The organism is Deinococcus marmoris, from assembly GCF_001949125.1.
Classification (GTDB): Bacteria; Deinococcota; Deinococci; order Deinococcales; family Deinococcaceae; genus Deinococcus; species Deinococcus marmoris_A.
Map to the genome: position 1 here is coordinate 1 of NZ_MSTI01000142.1, position 14,946 is coordinate 14,946.

At 63.9% G+C, this 14,946-nt stretch carries 14 protein-coding genes and 1 pseudogene; 11 read left to right on the forward strand and 4 right to left on the reverse strand.

Going from position 1 to position 14,946, the window contains the following annotated elements; translation table 11 throughout:
• The coding region (locus BOO71_RS27995) for a hypothetical protein (RefSeq protein ID WP_175607491.1) at positions 1–245 on the forward strand (245 nt) is incomplete at its 5' end.
• Between the two features lie 1,045 nt (positions 246–1,290).
• Positions 1,291–2,001: an HD domain-containing protein gene (locus BOO71_RS20320; RefSeq protein WP_075835490.1), complete on the forward strand. Its 711-nt coding sequence runs from the start codon at positions 1,291–1,293 to the stop codon at positions 1,999–2,001.
• A gap of 109 nt (positions 2,002–2,110) precedes the next feature.
• On the opposite strand, the gene BOO71_RS20325 is transcribed toward BOO71_RS20320, so the two are convergent.
• From BOO71_RS20325 to BOO71_RS20340, 4 genes are read right to left on the reverse strand one after another with little or no spacing between them, the layout of a single operon-like run.
• The gene (locus BOO71_RS20325; protein ID WP_075835492.1) at positions 2,111–2,833 is read right to left on the reverse strand and encodes a GntR family transcriptional regulator; all 723 of its coding nucleotides are present in this window, start codon (positions 2,831–2,833) and stop codon (positions 2,111–2,113) included.
• Between the two features lie 5 nt (positions 2,834–2,838).
• Positions 2,839–4,371, reverse strand: a complete 1,533-nt coding sequence (locus BOO71_RS20330) for a xylulokinase (protein WP_075835494.1) — start codon at positions 4,369–4,371, stop codon at positions 2,839–2,841.
• Positions 4,368–6,092, reverse strand: a complete 1,725-nt coding sequence (locus BOO71_RS20335) for an alcohol dehydrogenase catalytic domain-containing protein (RefSeq protein ID WP_139323082.1) — start codon at positions 6,090–6,092, stop codon at positions 4,368–4,370. The genes BOO71_RS20330 and BOO71_RS20335 overlap by 4 nt, the downstream gene beginning before the upstream one ends.
• The gene (locus tag BOO71_RS20340) at positions 6,089–6,865 is read right to left on the reverse strand and encodes an SDR family NAD(P)-dependent oxidoreductase (RefSeq protein WP_075835498.1); all 777 of its coding nucleotides are present in this window, start codon (positions 6,863–6,865) and stop codon (positions 6,089–6,091) included. The genes BOO71_RS20335 and BOO71_RS20340 overlap by 4 nt, the downstream gene beginning before the upstream one ends.
• A gap of 108 nt (positions 6,866–6,973) precedes the next feature.
• On the opposite strand from BOO71_RS20340, the gene BOO71_RS20345 reads away from it, so the two are divergent.
• The 9 genes and pseudogenes from BOO71_RS20345 to BOO71_RS28465 all read left to right on the forward strand — a co-directional run.
• Positions 6,974–7,207, forward strand: coding sequence for a hypothetical protein (locus BOO71_RS20345; protein ID WP_075835500.1), 234 nt, complete (start codon positions 6,974–6,976; stop codon positions 7,205–7,207).
• Positions 7,208–7,342: 135 nt separating this feature from the next.
• Positions 7,343–9,157: a class I mannose-6-phosphate isomerase gene (locus BOO71_RS20350; RefSeq protein ID WP_217694918.1), complete on the forward strand. Its 1,815-nt coding sequence runs from the start codon at positions 7,343–7,345 to the stop codon at positions 9,155–9,157.
• Complete coding sequence (locus BOO71_RS20355) at positions 9,154–10,311, forward strand: AGE family epimerase/isomerase (protein WP_075835502.1); 1,158 nt, start codon at positions 9,154–9,156, stop codon at positions 10,309–10,311. Before BOO71_RS20350 ends, BOO71_RS20355 begins: the two co-directional genes overlap by 4 nt.
• Positions 10,308–11,207 carry an ROK family protein gene (locus tag BOO71_RS20360; protein ID WP_175607492.1) on the forward strand — a complete coding sequence of 300 codons (900 nt, stop codon included), beginning with the start codon at positions 10,308–10,310 and terminating at the stop codon, positions 11,205–11,207. Before BOO71_RS20355 ends, BOO71_RS20360 begins: the two co-directional genes overlap by 4 nt.
• Positions 11,208–11,248: 41 nt before the next feature.
• The gene (locus tag BOO71_RS20365; protein ID WP_075835506.1) at positions 11,249–12,490 is read left to right on the forward strand and encodes an ABC transporter substrate-binding protein; all 1,242 of its coding nucleotides are present in this window, start codon (positions 11,249–11,251) and stop codon (positions 12,488–12,490) included.
• Positions 12,491–12,580: 90 nt separating this feature from the next.
• Complete coding sequence (locus tag BOO71_RS20370; protein ID WP_083653688.1) at positions 12,581–13,507, forward strand: carbohydrate ABC transporter permease; 927 nt, start codon at positions 12,581–12,583, stop codon at positions 13,505–13,507.
• A complete protein-coding gene (locus BOO71_RS20375) occupies positions 13,504–14,391 on the forward strand; it encodes a carbohydrate ABC transporter permease (RefSeq protein WP_217694919.1) in 888 nt (295 codons plus the stop codon). The genes BOO71_RS20370 and BOO71_RS20375 overlap by 4 nt, the downstream gene beginning before the upstream one ends.
• A 16-nt stretch (positions 14,392–14,407) precedes the next feature.
• On the forward strand, positions 14,408–14,596 hold the full coding sequence (locus BOO71_RS20380) for a hypothetical protein (protein WP_075835508.1): 189 nt from the start codon (positions 14,408–14,410) through the stop codon (positions 14,594–14,596).
• Between the two features lie 146 nt (positions 14,597–14,742).
• Positions 14,743–14,946: pseudogene (locus tag BOO71_RS28465) on the forward strand (hypothetical protein); the annotation flags it as partial.

Genomic DNA, 14,946 nt, shown 5'->3' on the forward strand with positions numbered 1-14,946 from the left:
CGGGCACGCATAACTGGCTGTTTCTGGTGTGGCTCAGTCTCACTCTGGCGCTGTTCATGCAGGCCAACAGGGGCATGACCACTGGGAAGCGTCCAAGCTGGGTCTGGACGCTTTGTGAAGCGGCGTCGTGGGCACGTGATCTGTTGATGCCGCACTGGAGTGCGATGTCTGCACAGATTCAATTGGCTCAGATGTCCTTCCGCCAAACGCTGTTCCAGACCGCATATTTGGAGAAAACTGCATAAATGCAACTCATGAGTCTGAGTCTTCCGACTTTGCACAGGTGTGCGGGGCGTGGGAACACAACCTCAATGCCCTTTCGCTGTGAGTGCCGCGTCATGCGTTTATGGTGTTTACCAGCATGTTCGGCTCTGGCAAGTCGCCGCTGGTTCTCAGGACACTGCATGCCGAGGCGCAATGGCGATATCTGGAATCGGTCTTGCCGTATGCCCGCCCCACGCTAAGCAGCGTCACTTCCCTGTGTCACCTAGTACGGATGCTTTACTCGCGTGCGGGACATATTCGCTGGGCCAGGGCATCGTCTATGCCGGGGTTTCTCTCCCAACCCCCCGGCACCCGTGGACCCGCCGCAATAGTGGTTCTCCCTCCACGCCCCCCGCCAGCCTCAACGCCTCGGCCTGGCTGTGGCCCTGCGCCAGGTATTCGCGGAAGCGTTTTTGCCTTTTGGCACTGGGGCGCTCGCCACTTTTGGGGCAGCGAGCTTGTGGGCTTTCTCCCCCGCTTCTACGTGGGCTTCGGCTTGCGTGGCTCCACTTCGGGTATCGGCGGGTCACCTGCTGGGGCGGGTTTAAACGCGCTATCCATCCCGAGGAAGAGGGAAGAGGTGGCGCTCACCCACACGTGGTTGCCAGGGTGGACCACGAGGGTCGTGCTAGGGTTTTCCACGATGGTCCGTCGAAGGCTATCCTCAGCTCTCGCCGCGCGCCGTTGTAGATAGTGGACTGGGCGTAGTCCGCGTCACGCTGCTCCTTCACCGCCTGCTGCACGGTGAGGCCCGTACAGGGCAATGTAGCCGCAGGCGGCGCAGGGGGGCGAGTTCAACCTGCGACTCCGAGAAGGCTGGACGCAGGTGCGGGATCTTCTGGCTGACCTCGCTTCACGCCAGCAGCATGCGGTCGACACGCGGGCCGTTGGCCTGGTTGTTCCTGTCGCCGCGCCCGCCCGCACTGGCCTCGGGACGTCCGACAGCTTGCCCATGGCGCGGACCAGGCGGCTGGGGGCAAGCCATCGCCCCTGGCTGGAACGCGGCCAGCCCAGTACATTCAGGGCATGATCCAACCTGCCTTATCTCCCGCATTCGCCGACGCCCTGACGCTGGCCCACGAGTGGCACGCCGTGCAGTACCGCAAGGTGCCAAAGGGCGAGACGCCCACCATCCCCTATCTTTCGCACCTGCTGGGCGTGGCATCTGTCGCGCTGGAGTTCGGGGCGAACGAGCATGAGGCCATTGCTGCGCTGCTGCATGACGCCCTCGAAGATGGTCCGCAGAACATGGGTCTAGACGCCGCTACCCTGCGGTCCATCATCGAGAAGAAATTCGGAGCAGAGGTGGCCCATCTGGTGGACGGCGCGACAGACGCCCTGCCCAAAGCTGGCGAAGCGAAGGCACCCTGGCAGGAGCGGAAAACGAAGTACCTGGACAAACTGCCCCACGAATCAGCCTCGTCGCTCCTGATCAGTGCTTCGGACAAGCTGCACAACGCCCGCACCATCCTGACCGACGTGCTGACGTTGCCAGCGGAGGAGCGGGCCTCCTATTTCACTCGCTTCAACCAAGGACAGGCTGGGACGTTGCAGTACTACCGCCTGCTGACCGACTCGTACAAAGCCGCGCGAGGTCAGGATGTGCAGCAACGTCCACGGTTGCAGGTGCTGTTCGCAGAGTTGGAGCGCACGGTGTCAGCGCTGGAAGAGGCATGTGGCGTGACAGCGGATGAGGTGCGGGACTTTCCGCTGCTGCGGAAGGCAGGGGTGAACTAATACGGCTCTCGATGACGCATGTTTGTGGCCTGCGGCAGTCGAGCGCCTCACCCGGATTCTCCTGTCTTCACCTTGAGAGTTGGACAGCGGCTGCGTGGCAAAAACCAGGCTATGGCCGCGTGAGTGACGCTTCAAACGCGTAGCGGTCTCCCCGGTAAAGGGCGGTCACGAACTCGAAGGGCTGGCCGGCGTGCGTGCGGGTCAGTTTCTTCAGCCGGAGCAGGGCCGTCTGGGACGGAGCGCACAGCATCTGTGTCTCCATGTCGCTGGGAAAGACCGCCTCAATGGTCTGGGTGGCATTGCCGATCTTCAGGCTGTAGGTGTCTTCCAGCAAGCGGTAGATGGAGCCGCTGAGATCCTGTTCACCCAGTGCCGGAAACTGATCGGCCACCAGAAACATGGTCTCCAGCGCCATCGGCACGCCATCGGCAAAGCGCAGCCGGTTGATCTGCCAGACCTGCTGGCGGGCGTTGAGGTGCAGCATGCCGCGCGCCACCTCATCTGGCTTTTGCAGGGACACGTTCAGCAGCCGCGCGCTCGGCGTCAGGCCGCGCCGCTCCATGTCCTCGGTGAAGGAGGCCAGTTCCACCACGTTCTCGATCAGTTTGGGCTGATTGATAAAACTGCCAGACCCCTGCACCCGCGTGAGCGTTCCCTCGGCTTCCATCTCGCGTAGGGCGTGGCGGGCGGTCATGCGGCTGACCTGAAAGCGCTCGGCCAGCTCGCGCTCGGACGGCACGCGGTCACCAGGATTCAGCTCGCCGCTGATCATCTTTTCGCGCAGATCGCGCTTGACTTGCAAGTAGAGTGGTGAATCTGCCTCGCGGCCCATGCGGCTCATTCTTGGCATCTCGGTCTGGAAAGCGCAAGGGCAGGCGCATTCGCCAATTTCTCGCAAAGGTGGGTGTACTCCGCCAGCCAGCGGTGGTATTCAGCTTCCAGTACGGCGTATTCATGGTGGCGCTCCAGGCTGGGTGTGGCGACGACTCCAGCCTGCACGTCGGCGCGGCAGGCGGCCCGCAAATCATGGTGCAGCCCCAGCCCCTGCGCGGCCACCAGTGCCAGACCGCGCAGGGTGACCTCGGTGCTACTGAGCGTCAGGTACGGCACGTTCAGCACGTCGGCCTTGATCCCGTTCCACAGCGCGCTGACCGCGCCGCCGCCCATTACCGTGACTTCCCGCAAGGGGAGCCGCGCCGAGAGCGAGCCGAGATGCCGCACCGCGCCACTGAATTCGTAGGCCACCGCTTCCAGCAGGGCGCGGTACAGGTGGGCCGGACGGTGCGTCAGGGTCAGGCCGTGCCAGCCGCCCTTCAAGGCGGGCGTGTCGGGGCAGGCCCGGCCTAGCGCATGCGGCGAGAAGTAAAGCCCCCGGTTGGGCGGCAGGGCACTGGCATGCGCGTCCAGCGCCGGGTAATCGCCGCCCCCAAACTCATTCACGAACCAGCGGTGGGTCAGGCCACTGCCGTTGATGTACATCAGCGCGTACCAGTCGTCCGGTCCCAGCGGGCTGGCAATGGGTTGCAGCGTCAGGGTGGGATCGGTGGGGTAACCGCGCTGATACTGCGTGAAGACGCTGTAACTTCCGGCGATGTCCAGAGCGCTGGCCGGGTCACTCAGGCCTGCACCCAGAAAGCCCGCTGCCGAGTCGCCCACCCCGGCGAAGATAGGCACCCCGGCCAGGAGTCCTGTCTGGGCCGCCGCCGCCGCGCTGAGGTGGCCCACCACGTCGCTGGCGTTCACGACGCGCGGCACCTGATCCGGCGACACGCCAAAAGCTGCGAGCAGGTCCGCGTCCCAGTCCCGGCGGGCAGTGTGGGCCACACCGAACCAGGTCAGGTAGGTGGGGTCTATGAACGCTGCCTCTGCTGTCTGGGCCGAGAGCCGCCCCACCACGTACCCGGCCAGCGTGGACAGTTTGGCAATGCGCCGCGCCATTTCGGGCTGCTCGCGCCGCCACCAGCGCAGACGCGGCGCACTGATCGGTCTGGCCCCGATGCGCTGGGGCAGCCAGTCACTTTCGGCGTTCCATATCTCGTCCAGATCGGCCTGATAGCGGCGGTCCAGCGTGGAGGGAAACCACGGTGACAGCGCCCCCCCCGCCGCGTCCAGCGCCATCACGCCGCCCATCTGCCCCGACACACAGAGGGCGGCAATCCCGCGTCCGGGGACCTGCTCCACCACCTCGCGCAGAACACGCAGCGCTCCAGCGTAGAGACCTTCGGCGTCCTGTTCGGCCACCCCCGGAGCGGGCTGGTGCATCGGCGTCGGCGTGGTGGCGAGGGTCAGGAGGGTGCCCGCCGCGTCCAGCACGCCCGCCTTGATTACGCTGGTTCCCAGATCCAGGCACAGCATCAGTGGGGCGCTCATGGCTGGGCCTCTGTTGGCACAGGCTGCGCGAATTGAGCGAACAGGGCGTCTTCGGCAGCCTTCGTCCAGCGGCCCGCGTTCAGGCCGGCATAAACGCCAGGAGCCACCGTCGCCAGTTCTTCCAGTCCCAGCAGCGGCAAGTCCAGCAGCGGTGGATAGACGACGATCTTGCCGGTGTAGCGCCCGTCCATCACGGCGGCCAGCCCTTCCCGCGCCGCCCGCAGACCGCACACCGCCGCGATGACCGACGAGGCGTCCAGTTCACCGCTCAATGTTTTTTGAATCACCCGGCGCTGATCGGCCAGGCTGGAGCCGCTCGTTCCGGTGAACTCGGCGCGGAAGTGGGCGACGTTGCCCAGCGGCAGGCGGAGACGCTGCCCTTCAGGAATGCCCGCAAACAGGGCCAGCAGCCCGTCCTGGCGCAGGAAGTTTGCGGCGTACTGCATCTCACTCAGGCTGGGAATGTTGACCACCACGTCGTCAAAGCCGCCCAGCCGCCGCGCCTCTTCTTCCAGAAAGCCGGGGTGCTGCACGGGGCTGATCAGCTTCAGCCTGACCCCCCGCGCCGCTGCCCACGCCGCAAATGACAGGTTCAGTTCCGAGAGCCGCGCCGCGCCCCGGTTGGTGGCGACGATGGTGCCGGGCGGATGGGGCAGACTCAGGGCGCGTTCCAGGTGCATCCGGCCCATCGCGCCACCTGCACCGTGGATCAGCAGACTGCCGCCGGGCCGCAGGTCGGAGCGGTGTTCGCCGTAGGCTGCGCCCACCTCCGGTCCCGCCTGACCCACCAGGCTGATCGGTTCGTAGTGCAGTCGGCTGGCGTCCACCTGGGTTTCGTAGCGCCGCGTGTTGTCCGCCGAGACGCTCAGATTGAGCAGCCCGCCACGCGAAAGCAGCGGCAGGGCGCGTTCAGGCAGATCATCCGCCGGGTCAAGCAGGAGAATGTCGTCAAAGGTCTGGGAGCCATTGAGGATATCCGCCAGTTCGTTACGTTGAATGCGGTGACCCTGCGCGCTGAGCGCTTCCGCGTAATCCTGTGCCGAACCGCTCAGGGTCATCTCGCTGCCTGGAAACGGAGGAAGAACAAACCCAGTAGCTGCACTGTCTCCATGAATCCACAGCCGCCCGCCCGCCAGTGGCTGGAGGCGGCGTTTGGGCTGATAGGCCATCTCCACGCAGGCCCACGGCTCGGTCACGGCCACGTCCGCGAGGCTCAGCCGCCCATCCGGGTCAAGCCCGCCCACCGAGAAGATGTACGGCCCGTCGTCTCCTTCCAGAACGTCGCTCCCCAGCACCAGATATTGCGTCAGACCGCCTGGCAGCGTCACCCCAAAGCAGCGCCGCTCCCCCCCCACGAACACGTCGGGTTGCAGGCCCAGACGCTGGCCCACCCGGTACTGTCCGCGACGCTGCTGGCCCACCGCTACCACAGTCAACGCCACTTCGTGACCCAGGCGGGTGGGCTGGGCCTGGAGATCGCGCCCGCGCAGCAGGGGGTAGTCCGTCCCCAGCCTCAGCATCTTGCCGTCCGAGGCGCACAGCGTCACTGCGTCCACCCGCACCAGCAGTTCCGCCGGGCCGGGTGTGGGAACGGCTTCCGACACTGGCTGTCCACCCACGCCCACGCCCCCCAGACCATTGCCGGAAAACGGCCACGAGAACATGCGGCCCTTTGGGTCAACACCTTTCATATCAACATCGGTCATATCAACATCGGTCACGAGGACACCAGGACCCCGCCATCCACCGCGATGGCCTGCCCGGTAATGATGCGGCCTCCCCTGGACGTCAGAAATTCTGCCAGCGCATTGAGGTCTTCGACGGTGGTCAGTTCGTGCATGGGAATCCTGGCGGCGCGCTCTTCCAGGTAGGCCTCGAGGGTGATGCCGCGCTCCCCGGCGGTCTTTTCGGCGTACTCAAGCTGCATGGGGGTCAGGGTTACGCCGGGGCAGATGGCGTTGACCGTGATGCCGGACTCGGCCAGCAGCAGCGCGAGGCAGCGCGTGTACATCACCACCGCCGCCTTGGTCACGCGGTAGGGAATGACGTGCGCCCCAGCCCGGAACCCGTTGTAGGACGCCGTGGTCAGGATGCGGCCCTTCCTGCGCGCCATCATGCTGGGGATAAAGGCCCGGCAGGTGTACGCCACGCCCTTGACGTTCACGTCCAGCGACAGGTCCCAGTCGGCGGGCTGCACCTCGAAATAATCGGCGGGACTCAGCACACCGGCGTTGGCGAAAACCACATCCACCTGCCCGAAGGTCTCCAGCACCTGCGCCGCGACGCGCATGGTGGCGGCAAAATCGCTTACATCCAGCGCGAAGGCCAGGGCCTGTCCGCCCAACTCCTGAATGTCTCGCGCCGTCTCTTCAGCAGCCTGTCCGTTCAGGTCTGCCACCGCCACGCCGTAGCCCAGCCCCGCGAAGTGCAGGGCAAAAGCCCGCCCAATGCCGCTGCCGCCGCCCGTGACGAAGATGAATTCACCGTTCTTCATGTCTCTCCCAGAGCCTGTTCAGTGAGTCGCTCACCCGCCGTACTGCCACTTTTTTAAATATCTTGGTCTATACCATTTGGAATCTTGCCGACTGTAGCAGGGAGGGCGATGGAGCGTCAAATATGGGCGCTGCGTCGCACCATTGCCGTTTCTGCCCTCAGTGCGCTTGCAGCGGTGGCCAAAGCTTTGGCCCAGCAGGCAGAGATGAAAGGGCTGTTCTGTGGCGACAGAAGACTGTTCAGTAACATCATTGGACGGGTTGACATCAGCGTGGACGGGCGTGAACGGATCGAAAATTCATTGCAGTTTCGCCCCGACACTTGCTTCTCGGATCAGTCTTGACGAATCTGAATCAAGCTGTTAGGCTCCAGAAATCAATAATGGTATAGACCAAGCCTGAGAGTGGTGAGGTGACTGGAGGCCCAGGGTGGCTCTTGACCGTGCCGCCTTATTTTCCTGAACTGCCGAGAGGTCGATATGACTGTTCAACTGGATAGCCCTGATCAACTGGATAGCCCCGACATTCAAGTTTCCCAGCGCCCCGCTTCCAACTACGACAAATTCCCGAACATCACTGTGTCCGGGCAGCGGGTCTGGCGTGGCTGGCCCCAGATTTTCACCGAGTTGCGGCTCCAGGTCGAGCGGGCCACCAGCGCGCCGATCATTGTGGTGGACTGCTACCCTGGCACCGATCTGGCCGAACTGCACGAGGCCGCCGCCCAGCAATGGCCCGATTGCGAACTGGTCAATGCCGAGGAAGCCGCGCTGGCCAGCGCCAGCCTGAGCGCGCTGTTGGAACGGTTCCTGACGCCTGACCGGGTGTTCGGGGTCATGTCGCCCCATGCGCTGCGTGAGTTTTACGATGCCGACAGGCTGGCGGCTTTGACTGTGCGGCTGACCCGTCGCAGCCGGCCCACCCTGGTTTACGGCTGGGGCGCGGCGCTGGCGGTCACTGATCCGACGCTGCTGGTGGTGGCCGATCTGGCACGCTGGGAGATTCAGGCCAGGCTGCGGCGCGGTCAGGGCAACTGGCAGGTGGCCAACGGCAGCGAGGACATCCTGCGCAAGTACAAGCGCGGCTTTTTTGTGGAATGGCGGGTGGCCGACCGGCACAAACTGGGCCTCAGCGCTCAGATGGATTTCTATCTGGAAACGAATACGGCGGGCCAGCCGATGATGATCGAGCGCGGCGGGTACGAGGCCAGCCTGAATGCCGCCGCCTCGCGCCCCTTCCGCACGGTGCCGTTCTTTGATCCTGGCGTGTGGGGCGGGCAGTGGCTCAAGGAAGTCTGCGATCTGGACCGCAGCGCGGGCAACTTCGCCTGGGGGTTTGACGGGGTGCCGGAAGAGAACAGTCTGCTGTTCGATTACGGCGGTGCAGCCGGGGGTGCGGTGCTGGAGATGCCCGCGCAGAATCTGGTGCTGGCGCGCCCCCGCGAACTGCTGGGCGAGATCACCTCTGCCCGCTTCGGCGCGGAATTTCCGATTCGCTTCGATTTTCTCGACACCATGGGCGGGGGTAACCTGTCGCTGCAAGTCCACCCGCTGACTGCCTATATCCAGCAACACTTCGGCATGGCCTACACGCAGGACGAGAGTTATTACCTGCTGGATGCGGGCGAGAACGCCACCGTCTATCTGGGCCTGAAAAACGGTGTGCAGAGAGAACAAATGCTGGCCGAACTCGAGGCCGCACAGAACGGACAACCCTTTGACGCCGGGCGCTACGTCAATGCCCTCCCCGCCCGCAAGCACGATCACTTCTCCATTCCGGCAGGCACCGTCCACTGTTCCGGCAAGGACACGATGGTGCTCGAAATCTCGGCCACGCCGTACATCTTTACCTTCAAGCTGTGGGACTGGGGCCGCGTGGGCCTCGACGGTCAGCCGCGCCCGATTCATCTCCAGCACGGGGCGGCCAATATCCAGTGGGAGCGCGACGCCGACTGGGTGGAGAAAAATCTGCTGCATCTGACCCAGCCTGTGAGCAGCGGCGAGGGCTGGCGCGAGGAAAGCACCGGCATGAGCGAGCTGGAGTTCATCGAGACCCGCCGCCACTGGTTCAGCGTGCCGGTGCGCCATGACACCCATGGAACGGTCAATATCCTCAACCTGATCGAGGGCCGGGAAGCCGTCGTAGAAAGCCCTACAGGCGCGTTTGAGCCGTTCACGGTGCATTACGCCGAGACGTTTATCGTCCCCGCCGCCGTCGGCGAATACATCATCCGGCCAGCCGAGAAGGGTCAGGAAGTCGCCACCATCAAAGCCTACGTGCGCGGGACTGGGCGGTGAACACCTCTGTCCTCGCCCCGCTGCGCCCGCAGGTAGAGGCATTTCTGTCCTCCGCCCTGCCGCTGTGGTTCGGGGAGGGTCTGGACGAGGGGCAGGGCATGTTCGTGGAAGCGCTGAGCTTTGACGGTCAATCCCTGCGTGGGCTGCCGCGCCGCGCCCGCGTGCAGGCCCGTCAGCTCTACGTGCTGGGACTGGCCTATGAACGGGGAGAATTTGTCGGGTCTGCCCAGCAACACGCCGAACTGATGGAACGTGTCATGGAGTCGGTGACGCGCAGTTACGGCGCACTGGGCGGCGGCTTTCACACCCTGGTGGGCGCCGAAGGTCAGGTGCTGGATTCGGCGCGCGTGCTGTATGACCAGGCGTTCTATCTGATGGCCCTGGCCTGGCTCTACCGGGTCACGGGGAAAGTCAGCTACCGCGAAGAGGCAGAGGAGTTGTGGGGCTTCATCGAAACCCTGCGTGACCCGCGCAACGGCGGCTTCCAGCTCAGCGACGCGCCTGAGTCTTTGCCCCGCCAGCAGAACCCACACATGCACCTGTTTGAAGCCTGCTTGCTGTGCGCCGAGTTGCTGGGCAAAGTGCCCTGGCTGGCGCGGGCCGACGAACTTTACACGCTGTTTCAGACGCGCTTTCTGGATACCACCACTGGCCCACAGCCTTTCCTGCGCGAGTTCTTCACGGCGGACTGGCAGCCCGACCCGGCCACGGGCGATCACCTCGATCCCGGCCACCATTACGAATGGACCTGGCTGCTGGGCCGTTACCGGACGCTCGGTGGTGCGGCGGCGCCCGAATTGCCCCTGCTCTACAACACAGCCTGCGCCTGGGGCACAGACCGCGACGGCCTGGCCTACGACGAGATGCTGACTGGAGGCCGCGAGTTGCGCCCCACCAAACGGCTGTGGGTGCAGTGCGAGGTGCTCAAGGGCCACCTGGCCTACGCGCACTGGAGCGGTGACGCGCAGGCTCTGGAACGCGCGCGGCACGTCCTCGGCAACATCTTGAGCCAGTACCTGACGCCGCAGGGCACCTGGGCGGACCAGTTGTCGCGGGACCACAGGAATATCAGCGAAAATTCGCCCTCCAGCACGCTGTATCACCTTTATGTAGCGCTGAACGAGGCATTGCCCGCGCTGGCGGCAACACCGTGACTTTTCCAGACGCGGTACTGGCGCTGGATATCGGCGGCACGCACGTCACGGCGGCGAGCGTGACCGCAGGTGAACTCGGGCCGCAGGTTCGTCTCGCGGTAGACGGCAGGGCCAGTGCGGGAGAAATTCTGGAGATCTGGGCCAGGGGGGCGCTGCTGGGCGTGGGCCAGACGCCAGTTTCAGCCGTGGGCATCTCGGTGCCCGGTCCTTTCGATTACGCCGGGGGGATCGCCCGTTTTGAACACAAACTGAGTGCATTGAAGGACCTGGATATCGGCGCGGCGCTGAGAGAACGCTGGCAGGGGACCCCTCTGGATGGCCTGTCCATCTCTTTTTTCAACGACGCGGTGGCGTTCGCGCTGGGCGAGTCCACGGCCCGGCAGGGGCAGGGGATCCACCGGCTGCTGGGCCTGACCCTGGGGACTGGCCTGGGCAGCGGTTTTATCGTGGATGGCCGCCCAGGCACGGCGGAAGAGGGCGTGCCTTCAGGCGGCGAGGTCTGGCAACTGCCCTTTCGCGGCGGCGTCGTCGAGGACTTCACCAGCGCGCCCGCCCTGCGCCGCGCCTATCAGGCCCTGAGCGGTGAGGAACTGGACGCCCGACAGATTGCTCAGCTTGCGGAGACGGACAACGCTCGCGCACAACAGGTCTACCAGGACCTCGGACGCGATCTAGCCGCCGCACTCTCTCCCTGCGTGCAGGTTTTTCGGCCTGATCTGATCGTCCTCGGCGGTCAGGTGTCCCGCGCGTGGGCGCATTTTGAGACGCCGCTGCGGGCTGGACTCAGGCCCTTCAAGGTCGCGTGCAGTTCCTTGTTGGACGAGGCCAACCTGCTGGGTGCGGCGGCGCTGTACCGGCCCATGCTGGGGCTGAGTCCGCCGCTGGACGCCCGGTGATCTACACGAAGCCAACGTCTTTTTCCTCAATGGAGGTTTTTATGATCAAGCTCACGAAGTCGTTTCCGCTGGTTCTGACCCTCGCCCTCTCGGTGGCCGCTGCACAGACGCTTGAGCTTTACAACGACAAACCCGACTGGAACAACAACTACACCAAGGTTGGCGATCTGGGTGCCAAGAGCGGCGCAGGCTTCAAAGGGGTGACCTTCGCCGATCCCAGCACCTATCAGGCCGCCGTGCGGACCTCCCTGAGTACCAGCAAAGCGCCGGCCATGTTCACCTGGTGGTCCGGCTACCGCATGAAAGACCTCGTCGAGTCCGGCACCCTTCAGGACCTGACGCCCATCTGGCAGAAGTACCAGAAGGCCGGGGAGTACGGCTCGGACCTGGCGAAGGCGTTCACCTTTGACGGCAAAATCTACGCGCTGCCCAACAACGTGGCGTACTGGGCCGTGTTCTACAACAAAAAAGCCTATAAGGACGCTGGGATTACCCCGCCCACCACCTGGGCGCAACTGGAGTCCAACAACGCCAAGCTCAAGGCCAGGGGCGTGACCGCTTTCGGGCAATCCGTGGAGGACCGCTGGCCCGCCTTCATCTGGTTCGAGGAATTCCTGACCCGCCAGGACCCGGACCTGTACGAGCGGCTCATGGTGGGCAAGGCCAAGTACACCGATCCGGGGGTCACCAAGGTGTTCACCACCTGGAAAGGCTGGATGGATAAGGGTTACTTCACGCCCGCCAGCACGGGCTTCGGCTCGGGCGGCACCAACGGCATGGCCAAGCTGTTCGCCCAGGGCAAGCTCGCCAACATCCTGGCAGGTGACTGGTATACCGCCACCATTGCCGGGACAGGCATGAAACCCGGTGACGACTACGGCGTGTTCATCCTGCCCACCATGAATGCCAAGGCCAGGCCGGTCATCATCTACGAGGCCAGCCCGTTGATCGTCTCCAAGAACGCGGCCAACAAGGCGCAGGCCCTGAAAGTCGCCGACTTCTGGATGTCGGCCAAGGCACAGACGCTGTGGAGCAACCTGCAAAGCTTCACGCCGGTGAACAACGAGGTGACAGTGGACAATCCCGTGACCAAGGAGCTGACCAGCGCGCTGAGCAAGAGCAAGCCGCGCCTGATCAACCGGATCTGGGAAGCCACCCCCACCGAGATCATCGAACCCGGCGTAGACGAGCTGAGCAAATTTATGCTGGACCCCAGCACCCAGACGCAGGTCCAGGCCAACCTCCAGAAGCTGGCCGACGCTTACTGGAGCAAGCAGAAGTAGCCGGGCCGCACGCCTGACATTCCAGCCTCAAAAAAGGCGCTGCGGCAGCGTGGCGTCTTTTCAACGTTTTTCAAAGGAGCCTGACCGATCATGACCGTGACCCAGCAGGGCCGTACCCCGGCCAGACGCGCGTCTGCCAGACGTTCCACAGCCGCTTCGCTGGCCCCGTACCTCTTTGTTCTGCCAGCGGTCTTCTTCGTGGCGGTCTTTTTGCTCGCCCCCATGCTGTACACCTTCTGGCAGAGCTTCACTGACGCCGATGGATTGCGGACGCCCAACCTCGTGGGCCTGAGGAACTACGCCGAGCTGTTGACCAGCTCCAATTTCACCCTGTCGCTTCGCAACACCCTGATCTGGGTGGTGGCGTCGGTGGTCTTGCCTGTGGGCCTGGCCTTTGCGCTGGCACTGGCGCTGGAACGGGTGGTGGGCGGCAACTTTTTCCGCACGGCGCTGTACTTGCCGTCCACGCTGGCGGCGGCGGCGGCGGGCGTGCTGTTCAGTTTTATTTTCGATCCGACCAGCGGCGTGCTGAATGCGGCGCTGGGAGCGCTGGGTTTCAGTTCGTTGAGCCAGACCGAATGGCTCTTCCGCTCGCCGCTGAACACCTGGTCCATGATTGCCACGTACACCTGGCAGAGCGTGGGGGCCAACCTGATGATCTTCCTGATCGGCCTGCAAAGCCTGCCGCGCGAGCCGCTGGAGGCCGCCAAGATCGACGGGGCCAGCGGCCTGAAATTCCCCCGCCTGATCACCCTGCCGCTGATGACCCCCTATGTCACCATCGCCGCATTGATGGCGGCGGTCAACGGCTTCAAGGTCTTTGACCTGATCTGGGTGATGACCCAGGGCGGCCCGGCCCGCAGCAGCGAAACGCTGGCCGTCACCATGTACCGCGAGGGCTTCATCCTCTTTCACCAGGGCGTGAGTGCGGCCATCGCCGTGGTCATCTCGCTGATCGCCCTGGCCTTCTCGTACTTCTACCTGCGCAACGTGATGGACAAGGAGAGCCACGTATGACCACGGCTTCTGGCGGTTTCACGCCGCCCAACGCGGGCAAATCGGCGCGGGCGCGCAAGGAGCGCACGCGCATGGTGGCGGGCGGGGTGCTGGGCGGCATCATCTGCGTGTTCTGGCTGCTGCCGCTGCTGCTGGTGTTCATGAACGCCTTCAAGGACAAGCGCGAATACAACATGGGCGAGAGCTGGCAATTGCCGCAGGGCTTTCACCTCTGGGAGAACCTGCAAAACGCCTGGGGGCAGGGTCTGGGCAGCGGTTTTTTCAACAGCCTGAGCTACGGCCTGGTGGGTTCGGCGGGAGCCATTCTGCTGGCGTCGCTGGCTGCTTTCGGCATCGTGCGGTTGAAGTTGCCGCGAGGGCTGTGGTGGTTTTTGCTGATCTATTCCGGCACCATCTTCCCGTTTCAGGTTTACCTGATTCCGCTGTTCAAGGCATACACCAGTTTCGGCCTGTACGACACCTGGGTGGGTATGGTGCTGTTCTATATCGCCATTTGCATCCCGTTTTGCACCTTCGTCATGCGCGGCTTTTTCATCTCGATGCCCTGGGATTTTCAGGAAGCGGCCAGACTGGACGGCTGCAACGACTGGATGATTTTCTGGAAGATCATGCTGCCGCTGACCCGCGCGCCCATGCTGGTGCTGCTGCTGTTTCAGTTCACCTGGATCTGGAATGACCTGCTGTTTGGCCTGGTCCTGAGCAAGTCGGACAACGTGCGCCCGATCATGCCCACCCTGGCCGGGATGCAGGGCCTCTATGCGGGCAGCGACGGCCCCACCCTGATCGCGGCGGTCATGATCGCCAGTCTGCCCACCCTGCTGCTGTTCCTGTTGCTGCGCCCCTACTTCATGCAGGGACTGAGGCTAAGCAGCGTGGGCGACTGAAGGGGATGGCCCCGGTATGGTCAACGAACTCTGGCTGATCCACCACTCGCATACTGATATTGGCTTTACTCAGCCGCAGCGCATTGTTTTTGAGCTTCACAACCAGTTCATTGATCAGGCACTGGACCTCATAGACCAGACCGCCGATCTGCCGGACGACGCCTGTTTTCGATGGACCTGTGGGAGCGCAGGCCTGGTCTGGTAATGGTGGCAGCAGGCCAGGGCCAACTTACGTCGGCGAGGTGCCAAGGTAGGGGCATGACCGATGAACAAATCCGCCAAGGTCTGGTCTCCTTCGCAGTACTCCGGAAGGTTTTTGACGAATGGGGTGGGGATCGTCCATGTTGATGTGTGGCAACAAAACGGACGACCCCCAGCCAGATTCTAGCGGCCCTGCTCCCTGGAACCAGCCTGCGTTCCACCCAGGCCGCCTATCTTCAGGTGCTGTTGGTGCTGTGGCTGGTCGTTCCTGGACGACTGAATTTCACCAATCTGGCCCGCTATGGCGGGCCATCTGAGCGAACCCATCGCGCCTGGTTCCAGAAACCAATGCCG